22 protein-coding genes are annotated in these 26630 nt (G+C 74.4%); 9 read left to right on the top strand and 13 right to left on the bottom strand.

Features of this window, described 5'->3' with window-relative positions; translation table 11 throughout:
• Nucleotides 1-83: 83 nt before the first annotated feature.
• Nucleotides 84-2636: a helicase-associated domain-containing protein gene (locus tag ACFW01_RS05290; protein WP_234957084.1), complete on the bottom strand. Its 2553-nt coding sequence runs from the start codon at nt 2634-2636 to the stop codon at nt 84-86.
• 137 nt (nt 2637-2773) lie between these two features.
• On the opposite strand from ACFW01_RS05290, the gene ACFW01_RS05285 reads away from it, so the two are divergent.
• Together ACFW01_RS05285 and ACFW01_RS05280 are read left to right on the top strand one after the other, a co-directional pair.
• Nucleotides 2774-3769, top strand: coding sequence for a hypothetical protein (locus ACFW01_RS05285; protein WP_234957085.1), 996 nt, complete (start codon nt 2774-2776; stop codon nt 3767-3769).
• A gap of 539 nt (nt 3770-4308) precedes the next feature.
• Nucleotides 4309-4965: a haloacid dehalogenase-like hydrolase gene (locus ACFW01_RS05280; protein WP_234957086.1), complete on the top strand. Its 657-nt coding sequence runs from the start codon at nt 4309-4311 to the stop codon at nt 4963-4965.
• On the opposite strand, the gene ACFW01_RS05275 is transcribed toward ACFW01_RS05280, so the two are convergent.
• The gene (locus ACFW01_RS05275) at nt 4920-5192 is read right to left on the bottom strand and encodes a hypothetical protein (protein ID WP_125495502.1); all 273 of its coding nucleotides are present in this window, start codon (nt 5190-5192) and stop codon (nt 4920-4922) included. The two genes, ACFW01_RS05280 and ACFW01_RS05275, sit on opposite strands and share 46 nt — an antisense overlap.
• Nucleotides 5193-5326: 134 nt before the next feature.
• On the opposite strand from ACFW01_RS05275, the gene ACFW01_RS05270 reads away from it, so the two are divergent.
• Nucleotides 5327-5710 (top strand): cold-shock protein, encoded by a 384-nt coding sequence (locus ACFW01_RS05270; RefSeq protein WP_053132946.1) that lies wholly within the window; start codon nt 5327-5329, stop codon nt 5708-5710.
• A 13-nt stretch (nt 5711-5723) separates the two neighbouring features.
• Here the strand turns inward: ACFW01_RS05270 and ACFW01_RS05265 are convergent, their stop codons facing one another.
• The 4 genes from ACFW01_RS05265 to ACFW01_RS05250 are packed head-to-tail and all read right to left on the bottom strand — an operon-like array spanning nt 5724 to nt 9273.
• The gene (locus ACFW01_RS05265; protein ID WP_234957087.1) at nt 5724-6599 is read right to left on the bottom strand and encodes a 1,4-dihydroxy-6-naphthoate synthase; all 876 of its coding nucleotides are present in this window, start codon (nt 6597-6599) and stop codon (nt 5724-5726) included.
• Complete coding sequence (locus ACFW01_RS05260) at nt 6562-7287, bottom strand: futalosine hydrolase (RefSeq protein WP_234957088.1); 726 nt, start codon at nt 7285-7287, stop codon at nt 6562-6564. Before ACFW01_RS05260 ends, ACFW01_RS05265 begins: the two co-directional genes overlap by 38 nt.
• A gap of 23 nt (nt 7288-7310) precedes the next feature.
• Nucleotides 7311-7823: a DUF2771 domain-containing protein gene (locus ACFW01_RS05255; RefSeq protein WP_234957089.1), complete on the bottom strand. Its 513-nt coding sequence runs from the start codon at nt 7821-7823 to the stop codon at nt 7311-7313.
• Nucleotides 7824-7881: 58 nt separating this feature from the next.
• Nucleotides 7882-9273, bottom strand: coding sequence for an MFS transporter (locus tag ACFW01_RS05250; protein WP_234957090.1), 1392 nt, complete (start codon nt 9271-9273; stop codon nt 7882-7884).
• A gap of 355 nt (nt 9274-9628) precedes the next feature.
• Here ACFW01_RS05250 and ACFW01_RS05245 point away from each other — a divergent pair, with 355 nt between their 5' ends.
• Complete coding sequence (locus ACFW01_RS05245; RefSeq protein WP_234957091.1) at nt 9629-10555, top strand: DUF3027 domain-containing protein; 927 nt, start codon at nt 9629-9631, stop codon at nt 10553-10555.
• Nucleotides 10556-11040: 485 nt separating this feature from the next.
• Complete coding sequence (locus tag ACFW01_RS05240) at nt 11041-14193, top strand: sacsin N-terminal ATP-binding-like domain-containing protein (RefSeq protein WP_234957092.1); 3153 nt, start codon at nt 11041-11043, stop codon at nt 14191-14193.
• A gap of 76 nt (nt 14194-14269) precedes the next feature.
• On the opposite strand, the gene ACFW01_RS05235 is transcribed toward ACFW01_RS05240, so the two are convergent.
• Both ACFW01_RS05235 and ACFW01_RS05230 read right to left on the bottom strand, forming a co-directional pair.
• Nucleotides 14270-16663 (bottom strand): HAD-IC family P-type ATPase, encoded by a 2394-nt coding sequence (locus tag ACFW01_RS05235; protein WP_384502421.1) that lies wholly within the window; start codon nt 16661-16663, stop codon nt 14270-14272.
• A gap of 99 nt (nt 16664-16762) precedes the next feature.
• Nucleotides 16763-17017 (bottom strand): DUF2530 domain-containing protein, encoded by a 255-nt coding sequence (locus ACFW01_RS05230; RefSeq protein WP_125494322.1) that lies wholly within the window; start codon nt 17015-17017, stop codon nt 16763-16765.
• Between the two features lie 198 nt (nt 17018-17215).
• Here ACFW01_RS05230 and ACFW01_RS05225 point away from each other — a divergent pair, with 198 nt between their 5' ends.
• Entirely contained in the window at nt 17216-18673 is a 1458-nt protein-coding gene (locus ACFW01_RS05225) for an NCS2 family permease (RefSeq protein ID WP_384502420.1), read from the top strand.
• 10 nt (nt 18674-18683) lie between these two features.
• On the opposite strand, the gene ACFW01_RS05220 is transcribed toward ACFW01_RS05225, so the two are convergent.
• Nucleotides 18684-18866 (bottom strand): ribbon-helix-helix protein, CopG family, encoded by a 183-nt coding sequence (locus ACFW01_RS05220; protein ID WP_064728497.1) that lies wholly within the window; start codon nt 18864-18866, stop codon nt 18684-18686.
• A 156-nt stretch (nt 18867-19022) separates the two neighbouring features.
• On the opposite strand from ACFW01_RS05220, the gene ACFW01_RS05215 reads away from it, so the two are divergent.
• Together ACFW01_RS05215 and ACFW01_RS05210 are read left to right on the top strand one after the other, a co-directional pair.
• Entirely contained in the window at nt 19023-19460 is a 438-nt protein-coding gene (locus ACFW01_RS05215) for a MarR family winged helix-turn-helix transcriptional regulator (RefSeq protein ID WP_114527826.1), read from the top strand.
• Between the two features lie 27 nt (nt 19461-19487).
• Nucleotides 19488-20855: an MFS transporter gene (locus ACFW01_RS05210; RefSeq protein WP_234957095.1), complete on the top strand. Its 1368-nt coding sequence runs from the start codon at nt 19488-19490 to the stop codon at nt 20853-20855.
• A gap of 17 nt (nt 20856-20872) precedes the next feature.
• Here the strand turns inward: ACFW01_RS05210 and ACFW01_RS05205 are convergent, their stop codons facing one another.
• Nucleotides 20873-21433, bottom strand: coding sequence for a Uma2 family endonuclease (locus ACFW01_RS05205; RefSeq protein ID WP_234957096.1), 561 nt, complete (start codon nt 21431-21433; stop codon nt 20873-20875).
• Nucleotides 21434-21518: 85 nt separating this feature from the next.
• Here ACFW01_RS05205 and thpR point away from each other — a divergent pair, with 85 nt between their 5' ends.
• Nucleotides 21519-22091, top strand: a complete 573-nt coding sequence (gene thpR, locus ACFW01_RS05200) for an RNA 2',3'-cyclic phosphodiesterase (protein ID WP_384502419.1) — start codon at nt 21519-21521, stop codon at nt 22089-22091.
• Nucleotides 22092-22212: 121 nt separating this feature from the next.
• Here thpR and ACFW01_RS05195 read toward each other — a convergent pair whose 3' ends face one another.
• The 3 genes from ACFW01_RS05195 to ACFW01_RS05185 are packed head-to-tail and all read right to left on the bottom strand — an operon-like array spanning nt 22213 to nt 26607.
• Nucleotides 22213-23205, bottom strand: coding sequence for an aldo/keto reductase (locus tag ACFW01_RS05195; RefSeq protein ID WP_234957098.1), 993 nt, complete (start codon nt 23203-23205; stop codon nt 22213-22215).
• Nucleotides 23206-23248: 43 nt separating this feature from the next.
• Complete coding sequence (locus ACFW01_RS05190; RefSeq protein WP_384502418.1) at nt 23249-25780, bottom strand: ABC transporter permease; 2532 nt, start codon at nt 25778-25780, stop codon at nt 23249-23251.
• The gene (locus ACFW01_RS05185) at nt 25777-26607 is read right to left on the bottom strand and encodes an ABC transporter ATP-binding protein (protein WP_234957100.1); all 831 of its coding nucleotides are present in this window, start codon (nt 26605-26607) and stop codon (nt 25777-25779) included. The genes ACFW01_RS05190 and ACFW01_RS05185 overlap by 4 nt, the downstream gene beginning before the upstream one ends.
• Nucleotides 26608-26630: the final 23 nt, after the last annotated feature.

Here is a 26630-nt window from a genome sequence, read left to right as displayed (position 1 = left end):
GTTTATGAAAAAAGCTCCCTCTCAGGTGCGAATCACCCGGCGTGGCGTGCATGAACCGGCGCGTACGCCCGAAAGAGGGCGTGTCACGTCGCGTCGTCGGCCAGTTCCGCCACGCCCGTGACGCGGTGCAGCGGATAGGTGCGCACCTCGTCCGCCGTGTGGTCGTACGCCGTGACGAAGCCGCCCTCCACCCGGATCGGGGCGATCACCCGCTGGCTGGCGGAGCCCTCCGCGTTCACGTAGCCGATCCACAGCGCCTCGCCGGTCAGCACGGCCGCCTGCATGGTCGCGAGCGTCTCGGCGGCGCCCGTGCGGGGCAGCTCGCCGCCCGTCGCCCCGCCCTCGCCGTCCCCGGGGCCCGGCTTGCGCGGGGCCGTGGAGGCCAGGTCGCCCGCCCGGACGGCGCGGATCGCGGCCGCCAGCAGGGTGTCGTCGGGCGCGGGCGGACCGTCGGGGACCGGCTCCGGCGCCGCCCGCGGCGGGGTGCGGCGGGCGTCGGCCCGCGCGATCAGCACATCGCCCGCGGCGGACTCGGCGGCCGGCGCGAACCCCATCGCGCGCAGCCCCTCCAGCAGCGCTGCCGGCTCGGCCTGCGCGGCCAGCACGGTCGGCGCGAGGCGGCGCAGGCCCAGGCCTGCGCCCCGCCGGTCGGCCAGGATCTCGTCCAGCGTCGCGTCGTCGTCGCAGCGCACGTACGCCGAGGCCGCGCCCACCCGCAGCTGCCCGTGCCGCCGGGCCACGTCGTCGATCAGGTACGTCAGGGGCTGCGGCACCGGCGTGCGGGAGTGCCGGGCCAGGAAGGTGTGCAGGTCGGCGGCGGTCTGCCCGGCGTCCAGCGCACGGCGCACCGACCCCGGCGTGAACCGGTAGACCGTCGCCCCGCCCTTGGACTCCACGTCCGCGAGCACCCCCAGCAGGTCGGCGAGCGGACGCTCCAGCGGCCCCGGCGCCACCGCCGTCAGATCGGCCTGGAGCAGCACGTGGTCCAGCGGCTCCGGCAGCAGCGGCGCCAGCAGCCGGGCCGCGGCCGCCTCGGCGGCGGCCCGTTCGCCGGGGGCCGGGGGAGCCGGCGGCGCGGGCGTGCGGTGGTGGACGGGGAGCTTGTCGCCGGGGCCCTCGGGCTCCTTCGCCGGGTGCGGCGGCTCGGGCGCCCCGATCAGGGCCCGCCCCGGCGCGGCCAGCGCGCCGCGGCCGGTGATGCCCAGCAGCTCGGCCTCGGACAGCGTCCACCGGGCGAGCCGGGTCCGCAGGTCGTCCTCCCGCCGGTCCCGCTCGGGGCCGCGCAGGGGGCGCTCCCAGCGCAGCCGGGCCAGCATCGACTCCTCGGTGGGCGAGGCCCCCTCGGGCAGGCCCGCCAGCAGGGCCAGCACCCGGTGCCGTACCTCCGGCGCCGCCGAACGGTCCAGGTTCGGGCCCAGCGCGGAGAGCGTCCGGTCCTTCGCGTCCCGCCCGCCGACCACACCCGGCGTCCGGGTCGCCGTCAGCCAGGTCTGCGCGAGGCTCGCCCAGCGCTCGGCGGGCGGCAGCTCCCGCCACTCGTCGTACGCCGGGGTCGGCGCGTACCGCTCGTCGGCCTCGCCGTCGGAGGCGATCAGCCCGGCCGCGTAGGCCAGTTCCAGCCAGAAGGCGGCGACCGGCTCGGGCAGGTCCAGGGCGACGGCCGTGCGCTTGAGGTCGCGCACGCTCAGCCCGCCGGCCCGCAGCACCGTCGGGCCGCCCTCGTCCCACTCCTTCAGCAGCTCGGCCACGGTCGCCAGCGCCGCGAGGGCCTGCCCGGCCGCGGTGGCGTCCACAACCTGTGGACGGTGCGTGGCGGCGGCCTCCACCGTGGGCGGGGCCGGTTCGGGCGCCCGGTGCGCGCGGCCCGCGCGCAGGTGCAGGGCGACCTCGCGGGGCAGGACGACCGTGCCGGGCGCGGTGGGCAGCAGCAGGCCGCGGTCGAGGAGCGCGCGCAGGTGCGCCGCCGGGTCGTGGGTGACCTGCCCGTACGGGGGTCCCCACACCAGCCGGGCCAGCACCTCCCGCGACTCCTCGGGCAGCCCGGCCAGGAGGGCCGTCATCCGGCGCCGGTCGGCGAACAGGGCGCCGAGCGCGGTCACCGCGGAGACCGAGTCGTGGGTCGAGGGCAGACCGGCGGTGGTCAGGATCTCCTGGATCCGCCCCGGCGACATCCCGGCGGTCGCCTCCCGCACGGTGGGCCCGAGACCCGTGGGGGACGGGTGCTGCGGGGAGGGCGCGAGCAGCTCACGGGCGGTGCGCACCAGCCGCAGCCGGTCGTCGGCGCCCCACACCAGGGCCTGCTCGCGCAGCAGGGCGACGGCCCGGGGCAGCGCCGCGGCGACGGCCGGGTCCTCGTCGTCCCCCGCCATCAGACCGAGCAGCTCGCCGTACCGCGCCGGGTCCGACGCCACGGCCAGCGCCTCCGCCGTCTGGAGCGCGAACCGGTCGAGACGCTCCAGCGCCCGCACGACCGAGGCCCGGGTGCCGGCCCGGGTGGCGAGCTGCGTCAGGTCCGTGGGCACGGGAGTGATGAGGTCGGGACGGCTGCGCAGGAGGGCGGCCAGCGAGACGTCGTCCCGGACACGGAGCGCCTCCGCGAGGGACCGGGGGGCCGCGGACTTCTCCTCGGTGCTCATCCCGTCCACGTTAGCGGGTGGGGGTGACGGTGGAGGGTGGCGTGCGCCGGTGCCGTGCGCGGGGTGTCCGCCGCCCACGGAAGGATTCGGTACCTTCGTCCGACGGGCTGTCACAACACACCGCCCCGGAGGGGACCGTGGGGATCGAGAGCGACCAGGTCGTCTACGAGTATCTGAGCCGCGTCGGCGACGTGGCCCAGCAGCGGCAGCTGCCGTCGGCCGCGCGCATGCGGCTGGTCTCCGAGCTGCGCAACGAGATCGACCGGCACCGGGCCAGGACCACCGTGGACAGTCCCGCCGCCGTCCGGCGCATCCTGGACCGGCTCGGCAGCCCCGACGACCTCGTCGACGCGGCGGGCGGCACGAGCGGGGTCCGCCCGGCGCCGGTGCCGCCGCCGACCGCGGTGCCCGAGCAGCGGGAAACGGACCCCCGCAGGGGCGAGCGCCGCAAGGGCCTGCGGCGGAAGGCGCCCGAACCCCCGCCCGAACGGCCGGCCGAACAGCCGGCCGCCTCCCCACCCCATGTGGCGAGCGCGCAGGAGCTGGGAGGCGGCGGCCGTGGTCCGCAGCCGGACTGGTGGCGGGTGGAGGGCGGCCCGTTCGGCGCCATGGGCGACAGCGTGCCCGGGTTCGTCGGCGGGGTGGAGATCCCGGAGCTGCTCAAACCGCCGCCGAAGCCGGAGGAGCAGGCGCGGAAGAAGACCACCGCCGAGGCGAAGCCGGCCGTGGAGGCGGTCGTGGAGCCCGTCCCGGAGGGCAGGGCGCGCCGCCTGCCCCGCCCCTGGCCCGAGGGCGGCTGGAACAACCCGCTGCTCCTGCTCGCCGCCGGGCTCCTGGTCCTCGGCGCCGTCCTCGGCAACCTCGTCGCCCTCGGCCTGGGCTGGCTGATCGCCTACCTCTCGCGCCGCCTGACCGCGGCCCAGTCGAAGTGGGCGGTCCTGGGCCTGCCCGGCACGGTCGCCGCCGCCGGTGTGGTCTGGCTGTGGGGCCGCACGGAGGGCCGCTGGGGCGACCCGATCGCCGAGGGCCACATGAACGACGCGGTCACCGAGACCTGGCCCTGGATCCTCCGCGGCGCCGCCGTCGCCACGGCCCTGTACCTGCTCTGGCACTCCCGCCGCCCACGCGGCTGAACGCTCCTCGCAGGAAGGCGCCGGGCACGCCTCTCGTCCCCGCGCGTGGATCGCACGGGCCCGGTGCGCCTGCTGGGCGCATCGGGCGGCTCGCCTCGCCGGGGCGGTGCCCTTCGCGTGGCCGGAGTGGGGCGTCCCGGGTCGTTTCTGGTGGTCTGGCGGCTTGGCGGTCTGGCGGCGTGGCGGCAAGGCGCGTGGCCCGGGGCGGTGCCCTTCGCGTGGCCGGAGTGGGGCGTCCCGGGTCGTTTCTGGTGGTCTGGCGGCTTGGCGGTCTGGCGGCGTGGCGGCAAGGCGCGTGGCCCGGGGCGGTGCTCTTCGCGTGGCCGGAGTGGGGCGTCCCGGGTCGTTTCCGGCGGTCGGGCCGGTCTGGCGGTCTCGTCGCGTGGCGGCGTGGCGGTCTGGCGGCGAGGCGCGTGGCGCGTGGCGCCTCAGTGACCGGCCGGCTGCCGGACCCGGTGCGGGCCCGTCCGGCGGCCGGCCCACTCCGGCCGGCCAGGGGCCCGGTCGGCGCCGTCGAGGGGACCTGCACAATGGGGGCCATGGCCCTCACCACCCGTACCGCCCCCACCGTCGGATTCGATCTCGACATGACGCTGATCGACTCGCGGCCCGGCATCCGGGCCTGCTACCTGGCGCTGAGTGAGCGGACGGGGACGTACGTCGACGCCGACCTGGCCGTGACACGGCTGGGGCCGCCGCTCGTGGAGGAGCTGGCCAACTGGTTCCCGGCCGAGGAGATCGCCGCCACCGCCGACCTCTACCGGGAGATGTACCCGACCTACGCGATCGAGCCGACGCTCGCGCTGCCCGGCGCCCGGGAGGCCGTCGCCGCCGTACGCGCGGCCGGCGGGCGGACGCTCGTCGTCACCGCCAAGTACGAGCCCAACGCCAAGCTGCACCTGGCGCACCTCGGCATCGAGCCGGACGCCGTGGTCGGCGACCTGTGGGCCGAGCAGAAGGCCGTCGCGCTGCGCGAGCACGGCGCGGACGTCTACGTCGGCGACCACGTCGGCGACGTCCGCGGAGCCCGGGCCGCGGGCGCCCGCTCCGTGGCGGTGGCCAGCGGCCCCTGCGGTGCCGGGGAACTGCGCGCGGCCGGCGCGGACGTGGTCCTCGCCGACCTGACGGAGTTCCCGGAGTGGCTCGCGGGCTACGGGGACGGCGAGGGCGACGGGGCGGCCGCCGCGCGGGCCTGACGGCGCCCGGCCGCGATCGACCGGAACACCCCCGCCCCGGCGATCAGGAAGCCCACGCCCATCAGCATGCTCAGGCCGAACATGTAGGTGGGAAACGGCGTCGTCCCCAGCAGCAGCGGGGCCACGGTGACCAGAGTGGCCACCGTACCGACGAAGAAGACGATCGCGCCGGCGCGGATCAGTCGGTCACCGGGCGCGGCGGAATTCGATTGGGTTTGTTCACGCACTCGACCAGGGTAGTTCCCCGGCGGAGCAGGCCAGTTTTAAGGCCTGCTCCCGTGGAGAGACCCCCGGTAGGGTGTCCTGGCAGTGGTTCACCGGCGTCGGTAAGCGTCCGGGACTGATCGAGGGAGCGTGTGCTTTGCCGACTGGCAAGGTCAAGTGGTTCAACAGCGAGAAGGGCTTCGGCTTTCTCTCCCGCGACGACGGCGGTGACGTCTTCGTGCACTCCTCGGTCCTCCCCGCCGGAGTCGAGGCGCTGAAGCCCGGCCAGCGCGTGGAGTTCGGCGTCGTCGCCGGGCAGCGCGGCGACCAGGCCCTGTCCCTGACCCTGCTGGACCCGGCCCCGTCGGTCGCGGCCGCGCAGCGCAAGAAGCCCGACGAGTTGGCCTCCATCGTCCAGGACCTGACGACCCTTCTGGAGAACATCACCCCGATGCTGGAGCGGGGCCGCTATCCCGAGAAGACGGCCGGCAAGAAGATCGCCGGCCTGCTCCGCGCCGTCGCCGACCAGTTGGACGTCTGACCGGGCCCGCCCGTCAGGGGAACGCCAGCGCGTCCGGGCCGAGGGCCGGCACCAGTCCCTCGGCCGCCGCGCGCGTCAGCAGGCCCCGGACCGCCGCGTAGCCGGCCTCGCCGAGGTCGGCCGTGAACTCGTTGACGTACAGCCCGATGTGCTGGTCGGCGACGGCCGGGTCCATCTCCTGGGCGTGCTCCATGACGTAGGGCCGGGAGGCCTCCGGGTCGTCCCAGGCCGCGCGGACCGAGGCGCGGACCGCGTCGGCCAGCCGGGTCAGGGTCTCGGCGCCCAGCGACCGCCGGGCGATGATCGCGCCGAGCGGGATCGGCAGCCCGGTGGTGTGCTCCCAGTGCTCGCCCATGTCGGCGAGCTTGTGCAGCCCGTAGTTCCGGTACGTGAAGCGCGCCTCGTGGATCACGAGTCCCGCGTCGACCTTCCCGTCCCGCACGGCCGGCATGATCTCGTGGAACGGCATGACCACGATCTCGCCGACCCCTCCGGGCACCGTGTCGGCCGCCCAGAGCCGGAACAGCAGGTACGCCGTCGACGTCTCGCTGGGCACCGCGACCGTGCGGCCGCGCAGGTCCGCGTCCGCCTCCCGGGTCAGCACCAGCGGCCCGCAGCCCCGGCCGAGGGCGCCGCCGCAGGGCAGCAGGGCGTACTCGTCGAGGACGTACGGCAGCACGGCGTACGACACCTTCAGTACGTCCAACTCGCCGCGTTCGGCCATGCCGTTGGTGATGTCGATGTCCGCGAACGTCACGTCGAGGGCGGGCGCGCCCGGCACCCGGCCGTGGGCGAGGGCGTCGAAGACGAAGGTGTCGTTCGGGCAGGGCGAGTAGGCGATCCGGAGGGTCTCAGCGGTCGAACCGGTCGCGTCGGTCGTGTCGGTCATATGGGTTCCAACTCCTGAGGACGGGTGCGAGCTTCCCGAAGGCGTCCGTCAGCGCCGCGAGGGCCTCGCCGATGCGCCAGGCCGCACGGTCGCGCGGGCCGACCGGGTTGGAGACGGCGCGCAGTTCCAGTACCGGCACCCCGTGCGCGGCGGCGGCCTCGGCGACGCCGAAGCCCTCCATCGCCTCGGCCAGCGCGTCCGGGTGGCGGGCGCGCAGCAGCGCGGCGCGTTCGGCGGTGCCGGTGACGGTGGACCCGGTCAGGACGGTGCCGGGGCGGGCGCCGGTCGCGGCGGCGGTGGCGCGCACCAGGGCGGGCGGCGGGTGGTGGGTGACGGTGCCGAAGCCGAGGTCGGTGACCGGCAGGAAGCCGTCGGCGGTCTCGGCGCCCAGGTCGGCGGCGGTGATCGCGTCGGCGACGACGAGCGAGCCGACCGGCGCGTTTGGCGGGAAGCCGCCGCCGATGCCGGCCGAGACGACCAGGGCGTAGGGGGCGCCGTCGAGCGCCGCGGCGGTCAGGGCGGCGGCGGTGGAGGCGGCGGCGAGGGCGGGGCCGACCCCGGCGGCCAGCAGGTCCGGGCCGCCGTCCGGGAGGCGGTGCAGGACCACCCCGGGACGGGACAGCTCGGCGGCCGGCTCCGGGAACGCCCGAGCCACCGCGTCCCGTTCGGCGGGGACCGCGGTGGCCACGAGAACGCGCGTGGCGGACGTGGTCAGTCGTCCTTCTTCAGCTTGAAGGACCACAGGCCGGTGGCCGCCTCGCTGTCGTCCTTGCCGTCGCCGGCCTTGATGGTGACCAGCGTGGAGTCGCCCTGGGCGCCGTACTGGGCGTTGAAGAACACGCTGCCCGGGACCGTCCGGTAGGTGTTGTCCGTGTCGTCGGTGAGCTGCTGACCGTTCATCAGGATCGTCCAGCGCTCGTCGGCGACCTCCGGGTCGACGCCGAAGCGGACCGTGTCGTCGGCGTTGACCGAGATGGACTTGACGTCGTCGTTCTCCAGGCACTTCTGGATCTCGGCGGTCTCCAGGGTCTTGCCGTGCCCGCCGCATTCGGCCTCGGAGCTGACCGAGTCACTGCCGACCGTGACCGTGGCCATGGGCGTGGGCTTGTCACAGGCGGACAGCAGGAGCAGTCCGGCGGATACCGCGCCGGCGGCGGCGACGGCGCGGCGGCGCCGCACAGCGCCGTGTCCGAGGGCGGCAGTGCCGCGGAGCAACGTGGTCATGGGCGAAGGCTATCTGGCGCCCGCGGCCCGTCCCCCACCTGGGTACGGCGTGGCGTGATCACGCCACCCTGGCTCTGGCCGGCCCGCCGTGCCGCGCCGAGCCGATGAGCCCCCGTACGGTCGTCAGCCACCCGGCGGCGATGATCGCGGCGCCCACCGACAGGCCCAGCGTGCCGTTGAGGGGCAGCACGATGCCGACCGCGCCGCCGAGCACCCAGGAGACCTGGAGCAGCGTCTCCGAGCGGGCGAACGCCGAGGTGCGGACGAGTTCCGGCACGTCCCGCTGGATCAGCGCGTCCAGGGACAGCTTGGCCAGCGCCTGCGCGAACCCCGCGACCGCCGCCAGACACGCCACCAGGACGGTACTGAAGAACACCGCGGCCGTGACCGCCGCGCCCAGCACGATCGCGACCACCGTCACGATGATGATCTCCGGCGCCCGGGACCGCAGCCACGCCCCGACCGCCGTGCCCAGCGCGTTGCCGGTCCCGGCCGCGACGCCCACGATCCCCAGGGACACGGCCGCGCTCTGCCCGGACAGCGGGTGCACCCGCAGCAGGAAGGCCAGGAAGAAGATCAGGAAGCCGGTCAGGCAGCGGATGGCGGCGTTGGCGGCCAGCGCGTGCGTCACCGCCGGGCCGACCGTGCGCAGCCCCGGCCGCTTGCTCCGCTTGCGCAGCGGACCGTGCAGATGGTCCTCGTCGGCGGCGAGCAGGGCCCGGGCCTCGCCGCGCGCCGAGTCCACCGTGTGCGGCAGCGTGAACGACAGCACGGTGCCCGCCACGAAGATCACGAACGCGCCGTAGAGCGGCCAGCGCGGCCCGACCTGCTGGAGCCCGGCCGCGATCGGCGCGGCGACGCCGGTGGCGAGCAGGCCGCACAGCGTGACCCGGGAGTTCGCCTTGACCAGGGAGAACCGGGGTGGCAGCAGCCGCGGCACCACCGCGCTTCTGACCACGCCGTACGCCTTCGAGGCGACCAGCACGCCGAGCGCGGCCGGGTACATCTCGATGCTGCCGGTGATGACGGCCCCGGACAGCACCAGCGCGAGCAGCGCCCGCGCGGCCATCGCGCACGCCATCGCGGCGCGGCGCCCGTGCGGCACCCGGTCCAGGAGCGGGCCGATCACCGGCGCGAGCAGCGTGAACGGCGCCATGGTGATGGCCAGGTACAGCGCGACCCGGCCGCGGGCCTCGTCGGTGGGGACGGAGAAGAAGACGGTGGAGGCGAGCGCCACGGTGATCATGACGTCGCCGGCGCCGTTCACCCCGTGCAGCTCGATCAGTTTGCCGAGGCCCGACTCGCCGGCCCCGTGCGCGTGCGTCGCTTTCCGGATACCGCGCGCGGTCCCGGTCACCGGAAGGCGAAGAGCGCGGCCGAGCGCGCGGAACCGCGGGCCGGGGCCACGCCTCCGGCCCCCGCCCTTGAACTCCGTCCGTGCGGCTGCCACCCCGTCATAGTGCCCCGAGAGCGGGGGCTGTAGCGTCCCATCGGCACGGATGGCGGTGATCGAGTCGGGTGACGCGGCCGCCGGCGCCGGGCGGGAAGAGCGGACCGACACCGGACCGTACCCCGCCGAAACTCCCGTCGGTGTAGGCCCAGCGCACATGAGCAGGTAGCGTGCCTAGCGCGCCGTGGCGAACGTTCTCGGCCGCGCGCCTTACGGCCATCCCGCAGAATGGATGACGTAGGTGTGCCCGAGCGCGATCGGGCGCGGACGTCGACGCGGTCCACAGGTCCGCTCCGTCCGCCCCTCGCAGGCAGCGGCGCACTCGTGAGACGGCGTATGGAGAGAAGCGATACCTGTGAGCGCAGCGACAACGCGAAGCCGCACCCCTGACCGCCTGTGCGCCGAGGCCCTCGACCTCGCCCGCGCCGCAGCCGAGGAGGCCGCCGCCCCCGGCGTCGTCGGCGAGCACGAGGGCCTGGTGTCGGAGGGCGACCGGGTCGTCACCCACTACTTCGCCTGCAAGGAGATGGGCTACCGCGGCTGGCGCTGGGCCGTGACCGTGGCCCGCGCCTCCCGCGCCAAGATCGTCACGGTGGATGAGGCGGTGCTGCTGCCCGGCCCCGACGCGCTGCTCGCCCCCGAGTGGGTGCCGTGGAGCGAGCGGCTGCGGCCCGGCGACATGGGCCCCGGCGACCTGCTGCCCACCGACGCGGAGGACCTGCGTCTGGAGCCCGGCTGGACCGGCGAGGACGAGCCGCCGCCGAACTCCGCCGTCTCCCACGAAATGGCCGACCTGGTCGAGGCCGAGGACGCGGAGGTGACCGCCGGGCCGCCCGCCGAGCTGTCCACGGTGCCCGCCCGCGGCACCATCTCGGCGGTCGCCGAGGAGCTGGGCCTGCGCCGCACCCGGGTCCTGTCCCGGTACGGGCTGCACGTCGCCGCCGACCGCTGGGAGGACGGCTACGGCCCGAAGACGGCGATGGCCCAGGCGGCCCCCGCGTCCTGCGTCAGCTGCGGATTCCTGGCCCGGATCGGCGGCTCGCTCGGGCAGGCCTTCGGGGTGTGCGCCAACGAGTTCTCGCCCGCGGACGGGCACGTGGTGTCGCTGGCCTACGGGTGCGGGGGGCACTCCGAGGCGGCGGTGATGCCGAAGCCGCCGCGGGTGGCTCCGCCGGTGATCGACGAGACGCGGGTGGATCCGTTCCCGCTGCGGCCGGCGTCGGACTCGGGGTCCGTCTCCCTGGCGGAGGACGAGGCGTCGGCGGAGCTGGGGCACTCGTAGGTTGCCTCGGCGGGTGGATCGGTGCGGGTGCGTCGTGGCTCGCGTCCCCGGGGGCTGCGCCCCCGGACCCCCATCGGCCTTGACGGCCTCGTCCTCAAACGCCGGACGGGCTGAAATGATGCGGCCGGGCTGGATGGTGTCCCTCGGCCGCATGACGGCGCCCGAGCGGGATCACTGCGCCCCGGCCGGATGGTGGCGGTCGGGCTGGATGGTGGCGCCTGGGCCGGATGGTGGCGGTCGGGCTGGATGGTGGCGCCTGGGCCGGATGGTGGCGGTCGGGCTGGATGGTGCCGCCCGCGCCGGATGGTGGTGGTCGGGCTGGATGGTGCCGCCCGCGCCGGATCGTGGCGGCCGGGCCGGATGGTGGCGGTCGGGCCGGGTGGTGGCGCCCGCGCCGGATGACGGCGCCCGGGCCGGAGGAATCCCGGGCCGGTGACGAGGCGTCCTCGCGGTACCTTCGTGGTCCGTCGATGAGGAGAGTCACCGTGAGCATGTTCGTGCAGCCTGCCGCCGAAGGGGCCGATCCGTTCGGTACGGGACGTCTTCGGCGCGGGGTGCTGGACGCCTGGGCGACGAGCCCGGCCCGGTTCCGTGAGGACGCCAACGCCGAGGAGGACCTCGTCCTCGGCGGCTACCGCGACCGGCTGGTCGTCGAGCTGGCGCAGAACGCCGCCGACGCCGCCGCCCGGTCCGGCGTGCCGGGGCGGCTCCGGCTGACCCTGCGCGACGGCGTCCTCGTCGCCGCCAACACCGGCGCCCCGCTGGACGCGACCGGCGTCGAGTCGCTGTCCACGCTGCGCGCCTCCGCCAAGCGGGACGCCGGGGACGGCGCCGTCGGCCGGTTCGGGGTCGGCTTCGCCGCCGTGCTGGCCGTCACCGACGAGCCCGCCGTCGTCAGCCGGCATGGCGGGGTCCGCTGGTCCCTGGCCGAGGCCCGCGACCTGGCCGCCGACACCGCCGGGCACAGCCCAGGACTGGGCGACGAGATCCGGCGGCGCGACGGACACGTCCCGCTGCTGCGGCTGCCGTTCTCCGCCGAGGGCAGCGCCCCCGGCCCCTACGACACGGCCGTCATCCTCCCGCTGCGCGACACGGCCGCCGCCGACCTCGCCGAACGGCTCCTGCACGCCGTGGACGACGCCCTGCTGCTCGCCCTGCCGGGCCTGGCGGAGGTCGTGGTCGAGGTCGCGGACGACGTCCGCACGCTGTCCCGCCGCACCGAGGGCGCCCTCACCGTCGTCGAGGACTCCCGCGAGGGCACCACCCGCTGGCGCACCGCCGCCGCGCACGGCCCGCTCACCCCCGACCTGCTCGCCGACCGGCCGGTCGAGGAGCGGCTGCGCCCGCACTGGTCCGTGACCTGGGCGGTGCCGGTCGACGCCGACGGCACCCCGGCGCGGCCCCGCACCAGCCCCGTGGTGCACGCGCCCACACCCAGCGACGAGCCGCTCGGTGTGCCCGCCCTGCTCATCGCCTCCTTCCCGCTGGACTCCACCCGCCGGCACGCCGCGCCCGGCCCGCTGACCGGCTTCCTGACCGAGCGGGCCGCCGACGCCTACGCCGGGCTGCTCGCCGACTGGCGCCCGGTCACCGCCGGTCTCATCGACCTCGTGCCCGGCCCGCTGGGCAAGGGCGAGCTGGACGGCGCGCTGCGCCAGGCGATCCTCGAACGGCTGCCGCGCACCGCCTTCCTGCCGCCCGCCGCCGGACCGGCCGAGGACGACCCCGACCTGCCCGACTCCCTGCGCCCGCGCGACGCCGAGGTGGTGGAGGGCGCCGGCGCCGACACCGTGCGGGTCCTCGCCGAGGTGCTGCCGACCCTGCTGCGCGCCGGGCTCGAACGCCGGGTGGAGCTGCGCACGCTCGGCGTCGCCCGGGTGCCGCTGACCGACGCGATCGACCGGCTGGCCGGTCTGGAGAAGGACCCGGGCTGGTGGCACCGGCTCTACGACAGCCTCGCCGGCGTCGACCCCGACCGGCTCTCGGGGCTGCCGGTACCGCTGGCCGGGGGCGCCTCCCAGGGGTTGGGGACGGGAGCGGTGCGGACCACCATCGGGCCCCGGCAGGTGCTGCTGCCGTCCCCGGAGGCCGCCTCCCTCGACCCGGAGGTGCTCACCCGCCTCGGCCTGAAGATCGCCCACCCGGACGCGGCCCATCCGCTCCTGGAGAAGCTCGGCGCCCTCCCGGCCACCCCGCGTGCCGTGCTCACCACCCCGCAGGTCCGGGCCGCCGTGGCCGCCTCGCTGGAGGACGACGGCGGCGCGAACTGGGAGGAGGACGCCCTCGACGCCGAGGAACTGGCCGACACCGTCCTCGGCCTGGTCCGCGACGCCGGACTCGACGCCGGGGACGAGCCCTGGCTCGGCGCGCTCGCCCTGCCCGACGAGGACGGCGAACTCTCCCCGGCGGGCGAACTCGTCTTCCCCGGCGGCCCGTTCGCGCGGGTCATGCGCGAGGACGAGGTCGCCGCCGTGGACGCGGAGCTGGCCGAGAAGTGGGGGGAGGACGCGCTGGCCGCCTGCGGCGTACTCGTCACCTTCGCCCTCGTCCGCGCCACCGACGTCGTCCTCGACCCGGACGAACTGGAGCCCCGCGAGGGGGACTTCGCCGAACCCGACGACGCCGGGCTGCTGGACGCCGTGGACGTGTGGAGCGAGGACGTCCTGGACCGCTTCCCGGACACGCCCGTCCCGCCGGTCGCCACCGAGATCGTCGCCGTGCGCGACCTGGACCTGGTGGACGACGACCGGTGGCCCGAGGCCCTCGCCCTGCTGTCCCGGCCGCCCCTGCGCGACGCGCTCGTCCAGCCGGTCCGCGTGCTGCTGCCCGACGGCACCCACGAGGTCGTACGGCCGTACACCGCGTGGTGGCTGCGCGGGCACCCGGTGCTCGGCGGACGGCGCCCGGCCGGACTCCGCGCGGCGGGCTCCGATCCGCTGCTGCGGGGCCTGTACGACGAGGCCGACGCCTCCGGCTTCGAGGACGAGCAGGTGCTGCGGGCGCTGGGCGTACGCACCTCGGTCGCCGCCCTCCTCGACGAGCCCGGCGGCGCGGCCGAACTGCTCGACCGCCTCGCCGACCCCGCCCGCCCGGTCACGGCCGCCCAACTGCACGCCCTGTACGGCGCGCTGGCCGACCTGGACCCGGAGCAGGTCACCCTGCCGGACGACGTACGGGCCGTGGTCGACGGCGAGGTGCGCGTGGTGGACGCCGCCGACGCGGTCGTGGTCGACTCGCCGGACCTGCTGCCCTTCACCTCGGGCGTGCCGCTGCTGCCGGTACGGCCCGCCCGGGCCGCCGAGCTGGCGGAGCTGTTCCAGGTGCGGCGGCTGAGCGAGTCCGTCACCGGGCACGTGGACTCCGAGGGCACCGAGCACGACGTGCCGGAGCCGGTGCGGGTGCTGCTCGGGGCGCGGACCCCGGCGTCGTACGTGGAGCACGGGGAACTGGTCGTCGACGGTGTGGAGATCGACTGGCGGCTGACCGACGACGGGGCGCTGCACGCGGCGACGCTGGAGGGGGTCGCCGCGGGGCTGGCCTGGGCGGCGGGGCAGTGGCCACGGCGGTTCGAGGTCGCGGCCCTGCTGGAGGACGAGTCCCGCACGGAGGAGCTGGCCAGGGACCGCTGGTTCGACTGACGGCTCCGGCTCGTGGGTTGGCGCGGCGCCGTGGTGGCTGGTCGCGCGGTTCCCCGCGCCCCTTGCGGCATCACCCTCAGGCGGGGAAGCGGTGGTCCACCCATCGCCACAGGAGTTCCAGCGAGGCCGCGGCCACCACCGCGACCCCCACGGCGGCCCACGGCATCGTGACCCCCACCAGCTTGAGAGCGAAGAAGTCCTGGAGCCACGGGACCGCCAGGACCACCAGGAACGCCGCGCCCATCGTGGCCACCAGGAGGACGCGCCACCACGTGTAGGGGCGGGCGATGATCGCGAGTACCCACATCGAGATCAGGAACAGCGTCAGCGTCGCCGCGCTGGTCTCCGCGTCCAGGGCGCCCGGGCCGCTGTAGTGGTGGCGGGCGATCAGGTACGTCACGAAGGTCGCCGCGCCCGCCACCACGCCGCCCGGGATCGCGTACCGCATCACCCGCCGGACGAAGTGGGGCCTGGCCCGCTCCTTGTTGGGGGCCAGGGCGAGGAAGAAGGCGGGGACGCCGATGGTGAGGGTGGAGAGGAGGGTCAGGTGCCGGGGCAGGAACGGGTACTCGACCTGCGAGCAGACCACCAGGATCGCCAGCAGCACCGAGTAGACGGTCTTCACCAGGAACAGGGTGGCGACCCGGGTGATGTTCCCGATGACCCGGCGGCCCTCGGCCACCACCGACGGAAGCGTGGCGAAGCTGTTGTTCAGCAGCACGATCTGCGCCACCGCCCGGGTCGCCTCCGAGCCGGAGCCCATCGCCACGCCGATGTCGGCGTCCTTGAGCGCGAGGACGTCGTTGACGCCGTCGCCGGTCATCGCGACGGTGTGGCCGTGCGACTGGAGGGCGCCGACCATGTCCCGCTTCTGCTGCGGGGTGACGCGGCCGAAGACCGTGCCGTCGTCCAGCGCCCCGGCCATCGCCTCCCGGTCGGCGGGCAGGCGGCGGGCGTCGACGGTGGCGCCGGACAGGCCGAGCTTGGCGGCGACCGCGCCCACGGACACCGCGTTGTCGCCGGAGATGACCTTGGCGCGGACGTCCTGCTCGGCGAAGTAGCGCAGGGTGTCGGCGGCGTCCGGGCGCAGCCGCTGCTCCAGGACGACCAGGGCGGTGGGCGCGACGTCCGCGGCGACGGCGGGGTCGGTCAGGGCGCGGGAGGCGCGGGCGAGGAGGAGGACCCGCAGGCCCTGTTCGTTGAGGCGTCCGGTCTCGGCGAGGGCGGGGTGGTCCTCGGCCAGCAGCACGTCCGGCGCGCCCAGCAGCCAGGTGCCCGAGGCGCCGTCGGGCCCGCTGAACGCGGCGCCGCCGTACTTGCGGGCGGAGGAGAAGGGCAGGGCGTCGGTGCGCTGCCACTCGCCGTTCGCCGGGTAGGCCTCGATGACGGCCCGGAGCGAGGCGTTGGGGCGCGGGTCGGCCGCGCCGAGGGCACCGAGCACCGTGCGGACGTACGCCTCGTCGGCGCCGTCGAGGAGGCGCAGGGCGGTGACGTCCATGCCGCCCTCGGTGAGGGTGCCGGTCTTGTCCAGGCAGACGGTGTCGACGCGGGCCAGGCCCTCGATGGCGGGCAGTTCCTGGACGAGGCATTGCTTGCGGCCGAGCCGGACGACGCCGATCGCGAAGGCGACGGAGGTGAGCAGGACCAGGCCCTCGGGGACCATCGGGACGATGCCGCCGACGGTGCGCGCGATCGAGTCGTCCAGCTCGTTGTCCTTGGCCAGCAGCTGGCTGAGGATCAGGCCGAGAGCGGTCGGGACCATCATCCACGTGACGTACTTGAGGATCGTGGAGATGCCGGACCGCAGCTCGGACTGGACCAGGGTGAAGCGGCTGGCCTCCTCGGCGAGCTGTGCGGCGTACGCCTCGCGGCCGACCTTGGTCGCCTGGAAGGCGCCGCCGCCCGCGACCACGAAGCTGCCGGACATCACCGGGTCGCCGGGCCGCTTGACGACCGGGTCGGCCTCGCCGGTCAGCAGTGACTCGTCGATCTCCAGACCGTCGGCCTCGACCACCACACCGTCGACGACGACTTTGTCCCCGGGCCCGGTCTCGATGACGTCGTCCAGCACGATCCGCGAGGTGCTGACCTCGGTGGCCGTCCCGTCCCTGCGCACGGTCGGCCGGGCCTCGCCGATCAGGGCGAGCGAGTCGAGGGTCTTCTTGGCCCGCCACTCCTGGACGATGCCGATGCCGGTGTTGGCGAGGATCACGAAGCCGAAGAGGCTGTCCTGGATGGGCGCGACGATCAGCATGATCACCCAGAGGACGCCGATGATCGCGTTGAACCGGGTGAAGACGTTGGCGCGCACGATGTCGGCGACCGAGCGGCTGCTGCGCACCGGTACGTCGTTGACCTGGCCGCGTGCGGTCCGTTCGGCGACCTCGGCCGCCGTCAGCCCGGTCGCCGGCGTGCGGGCGGGACGCGGGTGCGCGGGGTCGAGCCGGTCGTCGGCGTCGAGATGCGTCATGGGCTCGACGGTACGGGCGGATTCGGGGCCTCACCGGCTCAAAACGGCAAAGATCCGACCTGGGGAGGACGGGGCGGTCCGGCCGGTGATGCCCTGGTACTACGCGTCGTCCCGCGCCGCCCGCCGCAGGGCGGCCTCGCGGCCCCGGACGTACCAGATGCCGATCAGGCCGAGCCCGGCTCCGGCCAGGCAGGTCCACACCCACCAGGTGTGGCCGTGGTCGTCGAACCAGCCGTAGAACGGGAGCTGCGCCAGGAAGAGGACGAACCACAGGACGGTGCCGCCGACGATGGTCGGAACCACGGGGCCCTCCAGGGGCTCCGGTGCCTCGCGCGTGGGTGTCCACTTCTTCATGCGTACAGCTTACGAGGAGCGGGCGAACGGGTTGTCGGCGCGGCACCCACGGGGTCTACGCGCGGAGATAGCGATCCCGGGCTCATACGTTCATACTGAACCCGTTTGTCTCTGACCACTTTCTTTCGTAGAAAACTCCAAGCGCAGAAACACCGACAAGGCCGTGGGGGAACCTGCTGTCGGTGATGAGGTCCCCGCATGCCCACCTCGGCCTCCGCCAAGGTCCCCCCGTCCCCCGAGTCGCCGGAGGACCGGCGGCCCCCGCAGAACGGCCTCGACCGCTACTTCAAGATCTCCGAGCGCGGCAGCACGCTGCCCCGTGAGATCCGGGGCGGCTTCGCCACCTTCTTCGCGATGGCGTACATCATCGTGCTGAACCCGATCATCCTGGGCAGCGCGAAGGACATGTACGGCAACCAGCTCGACAACGGTCAGCTGGTCACCGCCACCGCGCTCACGGCCGCGTTCACCACGCTGCTGATGGGTGTCATCGGCAACGTCCCGATCGCGCTGGCCGCCGGTCTCGGCGTGAACTCCGTCGTCGCCCTCCAGCTCGCCCCGCGGATGTCCTGGCCGGACGCCATGGGCATGGTCGTGCTGGCCGGGTTCGTCGTCATGGTGCTGGTCGCCACCGGTCTGCGCGAGCGCGTGATGAGCGCCGTGCCCTACGGCCTGCGCAAGGCCATCGCCATCGGTATCGGCCTGTTCATCATGCTGATCGGTCTCGTCGACTCCGGCTTCGTGACCCGGATGCCCGACGCCGCGCAGACCACCGTCCCGCTCCAGCTGGGCACCGGCGGCCACCTGGAGGGCTGGCCGGTGCTGGTCTTCGTCCTCGGCGTGCTGCTGACCCTCGCGCTGATCGTCCGCAGGACCCCCGGCGCCATCCTGATCTCGATCGTCGTGATGACCGTGGTCGCGGTGATCATCAACGCCGTCGCCGACATCCCCTCTTGGGGTCTGACCACGCCCGAGTGGCCGGGCAACCCCGTCGCCACGCCCGACTTCGGGCTGGTCGGCGAGGTCAGCCTGTTCGGCGGGTTCGAGAAGGTCGGTGTCCTGACCGGCGTGCTGTTCGTCTTCACCGTGCTGCTGTCGTGCTTCTTCGACGCGATGGGCACGATCATGGGCGTCAGCGACGAGGCCAAGCTGACCGACGGCGAGGGCCAGATGCCGGGCATCAACAAGGTCCTGTTCGTGGACGGCATCGCGGTCGCTGCGGGCGGCGCCAGCTCCGCCTCGGCCACCACCTGCTTCGTGGAGTCCACGGCCGGCGTCGGCGAGGGCGCCCGCACCGGCTTCGCGAACATCGTCACCGGCGGGCTCTTCGCCCTGGCGCTGTTCCTCACCCCGGTCGCCACGATGGTCCCGTCCCAGGCGGCCACCCCGGCGCTGGTCGCGGTCGGCTTCCTGATCCTGGCCGGCTCGGTCCGGGAGATCGACTGGTCCGACTTCACCATCGCGATCCCGGCCTTCGTGACGATGCTGATGATGCCGTTCACGTACTCGATCACCAACGGCATCGGCATGGGCTTCATCACCTTCTCGGTGCTGCGCCTGGCGGCCGGACGGGGCCGCGAGGTCCCGGTCACGATGTACGCGGTGTCGGCGGTCTTCGCCTTCTACTACCTGATGCCGGCCCTCGGTCTGACCTGACCGGCGGGGTTCAGGTGACCCCGTAGAACCGTTCCGTCTCCTCCACGGCGGACTGGAACCGCTCGTCGAAGTCATCCCGAATGAGCGTCCGGACGACATAGTCCTGGACGCTCATTCCCCTTTTCGCCGCATGGTGCCGGAGCCGTTCGAGCAGCTCCCCGTCCATCCGCAGGCTGAGCACGCTGGTCCCCATGCGGTCGAGGGTCGCCCCCGCCGGCCGGGTGATGCTCCGATTTCCGGAAACGACTCACTCGTACGGGTGAACCGTGGGTTTCGGTGGCGGGCGTCACGGGCACGCGGGCGGTTGTGCGGTGGTATTTCGCGAGACTAATGAGTTAGGCTAAGGAACATGCCGGACCTCAAGCATGGCGACGACGCCGCCGCCGTGAACTCCCTGCGCTCCGCCGTGATGCGGCTGTCCCGTCGGCTCAAGCACCAGCGGGTCGACGAGTCGCTCAGCCCGACCGAGATGTCGGTGCTGGGCACCCTCTCCCTCTGCGGCAGCGCGACCCCGGGCGAACTCGCCCGCAAGGAACACGTCCAGCCGCCCTCGATGACCCGCATCGTGGCGCTGCTGGAGGCGAAGGGCCTGGTCCGTCTCGAGCCGCATCCCGAGGACCGGCGGCAGAAGGTCGTGACGCAGACCGAGCAGGCCGTGGTGATGCTCGAAGAGAGCCGCCGCAAGCGGAACGCGTTCCTGGCCACGCTGGTCGAGGGACTCGACGAGGACGAGTGGGCGAAACTGCGCGCCGCCGCCCCCGTGCTGGAGAAGCTCGCCCACAAGTAAGCAGTTCTCGCGAGGAGGCGAACCCTTTTGAGTACGGGATCCGGAGCAGCTTCCGCCCCCGCACCTGACGGCCACGACGACCCGACCGCCCCCGACACCCCCCGCACGTCCCGGACCTCGATGTTCGCCTCCCTGAAGGTCAGGAACTACCGCCTGTTCTTCACGGGCCAGGTCGTCTCCAACATCGGAACCTGGATGCAGCGCATCGCCCAGGACTGGCTGGTGCTCAGCCTCACCGGCTCCTCGGCGGCCGTCGGCATCACGACGGCCCTGCAATTCCTCCCGATGCTCCTCTTCGGCCTCTACGGCGGTGTCCTCGTCGACCGCCTGCGCAAGCGCCCCACGCTGCTGGTCACCCAGTCCGCGATGGCCGTCACCGCGCTCTTCCTCGCCGTCCTCACCCTGACCGGCCACGTCCAGGTCTGGCACGTGTACGTCGCCGCCTTCGCGATGGGCCTGGCGACCGTCGTCGACAACCCGGCGCGGCAGTCCTTCGTCTCCGAGCTGGTCGACCGGGACCAGCTCCAGAACGCGGTCAGCCTGAACTCGGCCAACTTCCAGTCCGCCCGGCTGGTCGGCCCCGCCGTCGCCGGCCTCATGATCACCGGAGTGGGCACCGGCTGGGCGTTCCTCGCCAACGGCCTCTCCTTCGTCGCGCCGCTCAGCTGCCTGCTGCTGATGCGCGCCCGCGACCTGCACGCCGTCCAGCGCGCGCCGCGCGGCAAGGGGCAGCTGCGCGAGGGCCTGCACTACGTCGCCGGGCGCCCCGAGCTGATCTGGACCATCACGCTGGTCGGCTTCATCGGCACCTTCGGCTTCAACTTCCCGGTCTTCCTGTCCGCCTTCGCCGACGACGTCTTCGACGCGGGCGCCGGGGCGTACAGCCTCTTCAACACCCTCATGGCCGTCGGCTCGCTGGCGGGCGCCCTGCTCGCCGCCCGGCGCGGCACGGCCCGGCTGCGGGTCCTGATCGCGGCGGCGCTGGCCTTCGGCGCCCTGGAGATCGTGGCGGCGACGGCACCGGGGCTGTGGCTCTTCGCCCTGCTCATGATCCCCATCGGCGTCTTCAGCATGACGGTCAACGTCACCGCCAACACCAGCATCCAGATGTCCACCGACCCGGCCATGCGGGGCCGCGTCATGGCCCTGTACATGATGGTCTTCCTCGGCGGCTCGCCGGTCGGCGCCCCGATCGTCGGCTGGGTCACCGACACCTACGGCGCCCGGGTCGGCTTCGCCGCGGGCGGCGCGGTGGCCGCCACCGCCGCGATCGTCATCGGCCTGGTCCTGGCCCGCGTCGGCAACCTGCGCCTCTCGGTCGGCTGGCACCGGGGGCACCCGAAGGTGCGGTTCGTGCCGCGGGAGCGGCGGGAGGCGCTGGCACCGGCGGCGTAGGCGGCCCGGGCGCCGGGTCAGTCGCGGGGGAAGTCGTCGGTCTTGAGGGTGAGGCCGACGACGGTCCCGGTCAGGTCGACGTCCTCGCCGAAGCCGAAGCTGACGGCGCTGTGGTACTCGCCGTCCTTGGGCAGGGTGTGGAGGTGCCACTCGCCGGTGTACGGGTCGACGATCAGGTACACCGGGACGCCGGCGGCGGCGTAGGTGGCCTTCTTGGGGCCGTAGTCGTTGGCGGCGGTGTCCTTGGAGATGACCTCGGCGACGAACTCGACGTCCTGATGGCGCCAGTGGTCTTTGCCGTCCCGCTGGGCGCCCTCCGCGAGGGCCACAACGTCGGAGGCGAAGCCGTTGAGGCGTCCTGGGTAGTCCACGCGGATGTCGGACCCGAGGCACTTGAGGGGGTACCTGGACCGCAGTTGCTCGAGGACGGCCATGGTGATGTCCCAGCTGGTGTCCCGCTGAGGCCACAGAAAGATGTGACCGCCGACGATCTCGGTCTTGTATCCCTCAGGGACGGGCATCTTCTCGAGCCACTCGAACATCACGTCGAGCGTGAGTTCGCCGCTGGTGTCGGTCATGTCAGCCGTGCCTCCCCGGGACGAATACAGTCGCGCGTACAACGACCTGCACGGCACTGAGGTCATGCCGGGCAGACTGTGGCCCATGAGACTCTTCGCCGCCGTCCTGCCCCCCGAGGACGTCACCGCCGCCCTCGCCGCCGAGGTGGCCGGGCTGCGGGGGCTGCCCAGGGCGGACGGGTTGCGCTGGACCGGGCGCCCGGGGTGGCACTTCACGCTCGCGTTCTACGGGGAAGTGGACGACGCACTCGTGCCGGAGCTGTCGGAGCGGCTGGCGCGGGCCGCGCACCGCACCGAGCCCTTCGGGCTGGCGCTGCGCGGCGGCGGGCACTTCGGGCACGGGCGGGCCCTGTGGGTGGGGGCGGAGGGTGACCTCGCGACGCTGCGGCTGCTCGCCGAACGGGCGCAGGCGGCGGGGCGCAAGGCGGGCGTCGCGATGGGGGAGCACCGGCGCTACAAGCCGCACCTGACGGTCGCCCGCAGCCGGGAGGCGCACGACGTACGGCCGTACCTCGCGGCGCTGGACGGCTTCACCGGCCCGGCCTGGACCGTGACGGAGCTGGTCCTGGTCCGCAGCCGTCTGCCGAAGTCAGGCGTGCCCGGGGAGCAGCCCCGTTACGAGGCGGTCGGCCGCAGCCCGCTCGGCGGGTCCGGTTAGGCTCGGAGGCGTGGACCCGAAGACCCGTAACCGGATCATGGCCGGTGTACTCGTGCTGATGCTCGTGGTGGTGGCGGTGGCGGCGGCGCTGGGCTGACCGGCCGCCGCCCCGCTCACCCCGCTACCAGGCGAACGCCTCCGGGGACGGCCCCGGACCCGGGAAGATCTCGTCAAGACCGGCCAGCAGCTCGTCCGACAGCTCCAGCTCGACGGCCCGCAGCGCCGAGTCGAGCTGCTCGGCGGTGCGCGGACCCACGATCGGGCCGGTCACGCCGGGCCGGGTCAGCAGCCAGGCCAGCGCCGCCTCGCCCGGTGCGATGCCGTGCTTGTCGAGCAGGTCCTCGTAGGCCTGGATCCGCGCCCGGCCCGCCGGGTCGGCCAGGGTGTCGGCCGCCCGTCCGGAGGCCCGCCGTCCGCCCCGCACCTCCTTCTTGAGCACGCCGCCGAGCAGCCCGCCGTGCAGCGGCGACCAGGGGATGACCCCGAGCCCGTACTCCTGCGCGGCCGGGACGACCTCCATCTCGGCCCGCCGCTCGGCCAGGTTGTACAGGCACTGCTCGCTGACCAGGCCGATGGTGCCGCCGCGCCGGGCGGCGGTCTCGTTGGCCTGGGCGATCTTGTACCCGGGGAAGTTCGACGAGCCCGCGTACAGCACCTTGCCCTGCTGGACCAGGACGTCGATCGCCTGCCAGATCTCGTCGAAGCCGGTGGCGCGGTCGACGTGGTGGAACTGGTACAGGTCGATGTGGTCCGTCCGGAGCCGCTTGAGGCTGGCGTCGACCGCCCGCCGGATGTTCACGGCGGACAGCTTGTCGTGGTTGGGCCACGCCTCGCCGTCGGCGGCCATGTTGCCGTACACCTTGGTGGCGAGGACGGTCCGGTCGCGCCGGTCGCCGCCCTTCGCGAACCAGTTGCCGATGATCTCCTCGGTACGGCCCTTGTTCTCGCCCCAGCCGTACACGTTGGCGGTGTCGAAGAAGTTCAGACCGGCGTCCAGCGCCGCGTCCATGATGGCGTGGCTGTCGGCCTCGTCGGTCTGCGGACCGAAGTTCATGGTCCCGAGGACGAGCCTGCTGACCTTGAGTCCTGTGCGTCCCAGCTGCGTGTACTCCATGGTTCCCAGCCAACGGCTTGGAGTGCGCTCCAGGCAAGTGATCTCAGCCGTCCCGGTCGCGCAGTGCCGCCCGGGCGGGGAGCGTCACGGAGAGCAGGCCGAGGGCCACCACGACCGCGGCGAACGTGGCGTACAGCAGCGGCGGGACGTGCGGGGACTCGCCCGTCAGGCCGCGCATCATCGGGGTCAGCGTGATCATGGCGATGGCGGTGCCCAGCACCACGCCCGCCACCGACACCAGCAGCGACTCCCAGCGGAGCATCCGCAGCACCTGGCTGCGGGTGGAGCCGACGAGGCGGAGCGCGGTCAGTTCGCGGCGCCGGTCGAGGACCGTCATCACCAGGGTGTTGACGGCGGCGACGGCGGCGAAGCCGCCCAGGACGGCGGCCATCATGTAGTTGGCCCAGGCGCCGAGTTCCCGTTCCACGTTCCGCGCGAGGGCGTAGCCCGAGGCGTCGGTGACCTCGCCGAGCGCGGTGAGCGGCCCGGCCTCGCCGCCGCTCACCAGCAGCGTGCTGTCGAAGGCCGAGGTGACGTGGCCGGCCAGCGAGGCGCGGTCCATGGTCACCGCCGCCAGGCCCAGGCCGCGGCCGTAGACCGCGACGACTTCCGGGCGGGCCCGGGTGCCGTCGGGGAGGTAGAGCGGCAGTGCGTCGCCGACCTCGACGTCCGCCGCGGTGGCGAGGGTCCTGTCGACCGCGATCCGGTCGGCACCCACGCGGTCCAGGCTGCCGCTGCGTACGTCGAGGTCCTGCACCTCGGCGAGCTGGGCGCCGGAGCCCGAGATGCCCTGGGTCGCCGACGCCTGGAGCGATGTCTCGCCGCCGCCCCGGACGGGGACTAGCACCTGGGTGTCCAGCAGGCTCACCGCCGCTTCGACGCCGGGGGCGCGGGCGGCCCGGTCGGCGGCGTCGGCGGGCAGGCCCGCCGGGTCGGTGACGACGTGGTCGGCGGTGAGGCCGGCGCGGAGCTGGTTCTCGGCGGTGCGGCTCTCGCTCGTGTGCATGAAGACCAGCGTCGAGGCGAAGGCCATCGCCATCACGATCGGGGTGAGCGCGGACGCCAGCCGGCGGGCGTTGGTGCGGGAGTTGGCGGCGGCCAGCGCGGCCGGGGCACCGCCGCCGCGCAGCAGCAGGCCGAAGAGCGCGGCGCAGAGCCGGGCCACCACCGGGCCGAGCAGGGCGACGGCCAGCATGAAGAGCATGATCACGCCGAGGGAGGCGTTGGCCGCGTCGCCACCGGCGGCGGAGGCGGCGACGCCCGCCAGGACCGCCGCGCCGGCCAGGGCGGCCAGCCCGAGGACGGTACGGACGACGCCCGGCCGCAGCCGTTCCACCGAGGCCTCGGCGAGCGCCTGTCCCGGCTTGATCCTCGCGGGCCTGCGTCCGGCCGCCCAGCCCGCGCCGAGTGCCGTGAGCAGCCCGGCGCCCACGGCGGCGGCCGGCGGGAGCCACGAGACGTGCAGGCCGACCGCCTCCGGGATGGCCCCGCGGTCCTTCAGCTGCCCGAACCACCAGTTCGCCAGCGCGATCCCCGGCAGGCAGCCGAGCAGCCCGGCGAGCGGCGCGACGAGGAGTGCCTCGGTGGCGACCGCGCGGCGGATCTGCCGCGGGGTGGCGCCGACGGCGCGCAGCAGCGCGAACTCGCGGCCGCGCTGGCCGACGGAGAGGGCGACGGTCCCGGCCGCGGTGAAGACGGCGACCAGGGTGGCGACGCCGCCGAAGGAGCCGCCGAGTCCGGTGAGGGTCTCCTTGGCGTACGCCAGGCCGTGGTCCTCGGCCTCGCCCCGGTCGTCGCCGGTGCGGACCAGCGCGTCGGAGCCGGCCAGGGACTTGCCGACGGCCGCGGCGAGGGCATCCGTGCCGGTGCCGTCCTCGGCGAGTACGGCGATGGCGTCGGCCTTGCCGGGGTGCCCGGCCAGCACGGGTGCCTCGGTGTCGGCGAACCAGGCGGTGGCACCGCCACCTGCCCTCGCGCCGGTCGCCGCGGTGTCGCCCGGTCCGGCCTCGGCCAGCCCGGAGACCCGGAATTCGGCGCGTCCGGCGGCCGTTTCGAGCGCGACGGCGTCGCCGACGCCGGCCTTCGCGGTACGGGCCGCGGCGGCGTCGAGCACCACCTCGCCCGCGCCGGGTGCGGCGCCCTCGGTCAGCGCGGTGCCGGTGAAGGCGTGCGAGCCCCAGCCGTGGCCGGTGAGTCCCGTGCCGCCGCCGGGGCCCGCGCCCTGCCGCACCGGGAAGGTGAAGTCCGGCACCGCGGCCGCGGCACCCGGCGCCCGGGCGGCCTTCGCGGCGAGCCCCGCGTCCACGCGGGCGGTGTCCGGCAGCGGGAACGCGTTCTCCTCCGGGCCGTCGATGGTGTCGGCGACGAGGCGCGCGGACTGGTCGGCGGCCGCGACCACCGGGGCGTTCGCGTACCGCTCGGCCGGCACCGAGGCGCGGACGCCGCTCTCCAGCAGGATGCCGCAGGCCGTGACGATCAGTGCCGACATCATCAGCGCGACGAACGTGCCCGCGAACGAGGCGGGTTTGAAGCGCACGGCCGCGCGCGCGAGGCCGTTCGGGGCGAGGCTCCTCACGCCGCCACCCCCGCCATCACGTCGGTCTGGGCGTTTCGGGCGGTGAGCGACGCCATGCGTGCCGCGATCCGCTCCGCCGAACCGCGTTCCAGGCTGCCGGCGAACCCGCCGTCGGCGAGGAAGAGCACGCGGTCGGCCCAGGCGGCCGCGGCCGGGTCGTGGGTGACCATGACGACGGTGGCGCCGAGGGTGTCCACCGCGTGCCGGAGCAGGCCGAGGACCTCGGTGGCGGTGCCGGTGTCGAGGGCGCCGGTGGGCTCGTCGGCGAAGATCACGTCGGGGGTGGTGACCAGGGCGCGGGCGACGGCCACGCGCTGCTGCTGGCCGCCGGAGAGTTCGCCGGGGCGGCGCCGGGCCTTGTCGGCCAGCCCGACCTGGGCGAGTACGGCGGCCGCGCGGCGCCGGTCCTGGCGCTGCCCGGCGAGGCGCAGGGGGAGCAGGACGTTCTGCTCCACGGTCAGTGACGGCAGCAGGTTGAACGCCTGGAAGACGAAGCCGAGGCGGCTGCGGCGCAGCTCGGTCAGCTCGTTCTCGCTCATGCCGGTGATCTCCGTACCGCCGAGGCGCACGGACCCCGCCGACGGCCGGTCGAGGCCGGCCGCGCACTGGAGGAAGGTGGACTTGCCGGACCCGGACGGCCCCATGACCGCGGTGAACGTGGCGCGCGGGAGGGCGAGGTCGATGCCCGCGAGCGCGTGCACGGTGCCCGCGCCCCGCCCGTACTGCCGCCGGACACCGCGCAGTTCGACGGCGAGACCGGGCATCCCCTCGGCCGGAGCCTCCGGCCGGTCGTCCGCCTTCTGCCGCTTGCCGCCGCGTAGCCTCATCTTCCGCTCCCTCATCCGTTCAC

Origin of the sequence: Streptomyces sp. NPDC058985, assembly GCF_042740985.1 — a bacterium.
Classification (GTDB): Bacteria; Actinomycetota; Actinomycetes; order Streptomycetales; family Streptomycetaceae; genus Streptomyces.
This window is presented reverse-complemented; position numbering and strand designations above follow the sequence as displayed.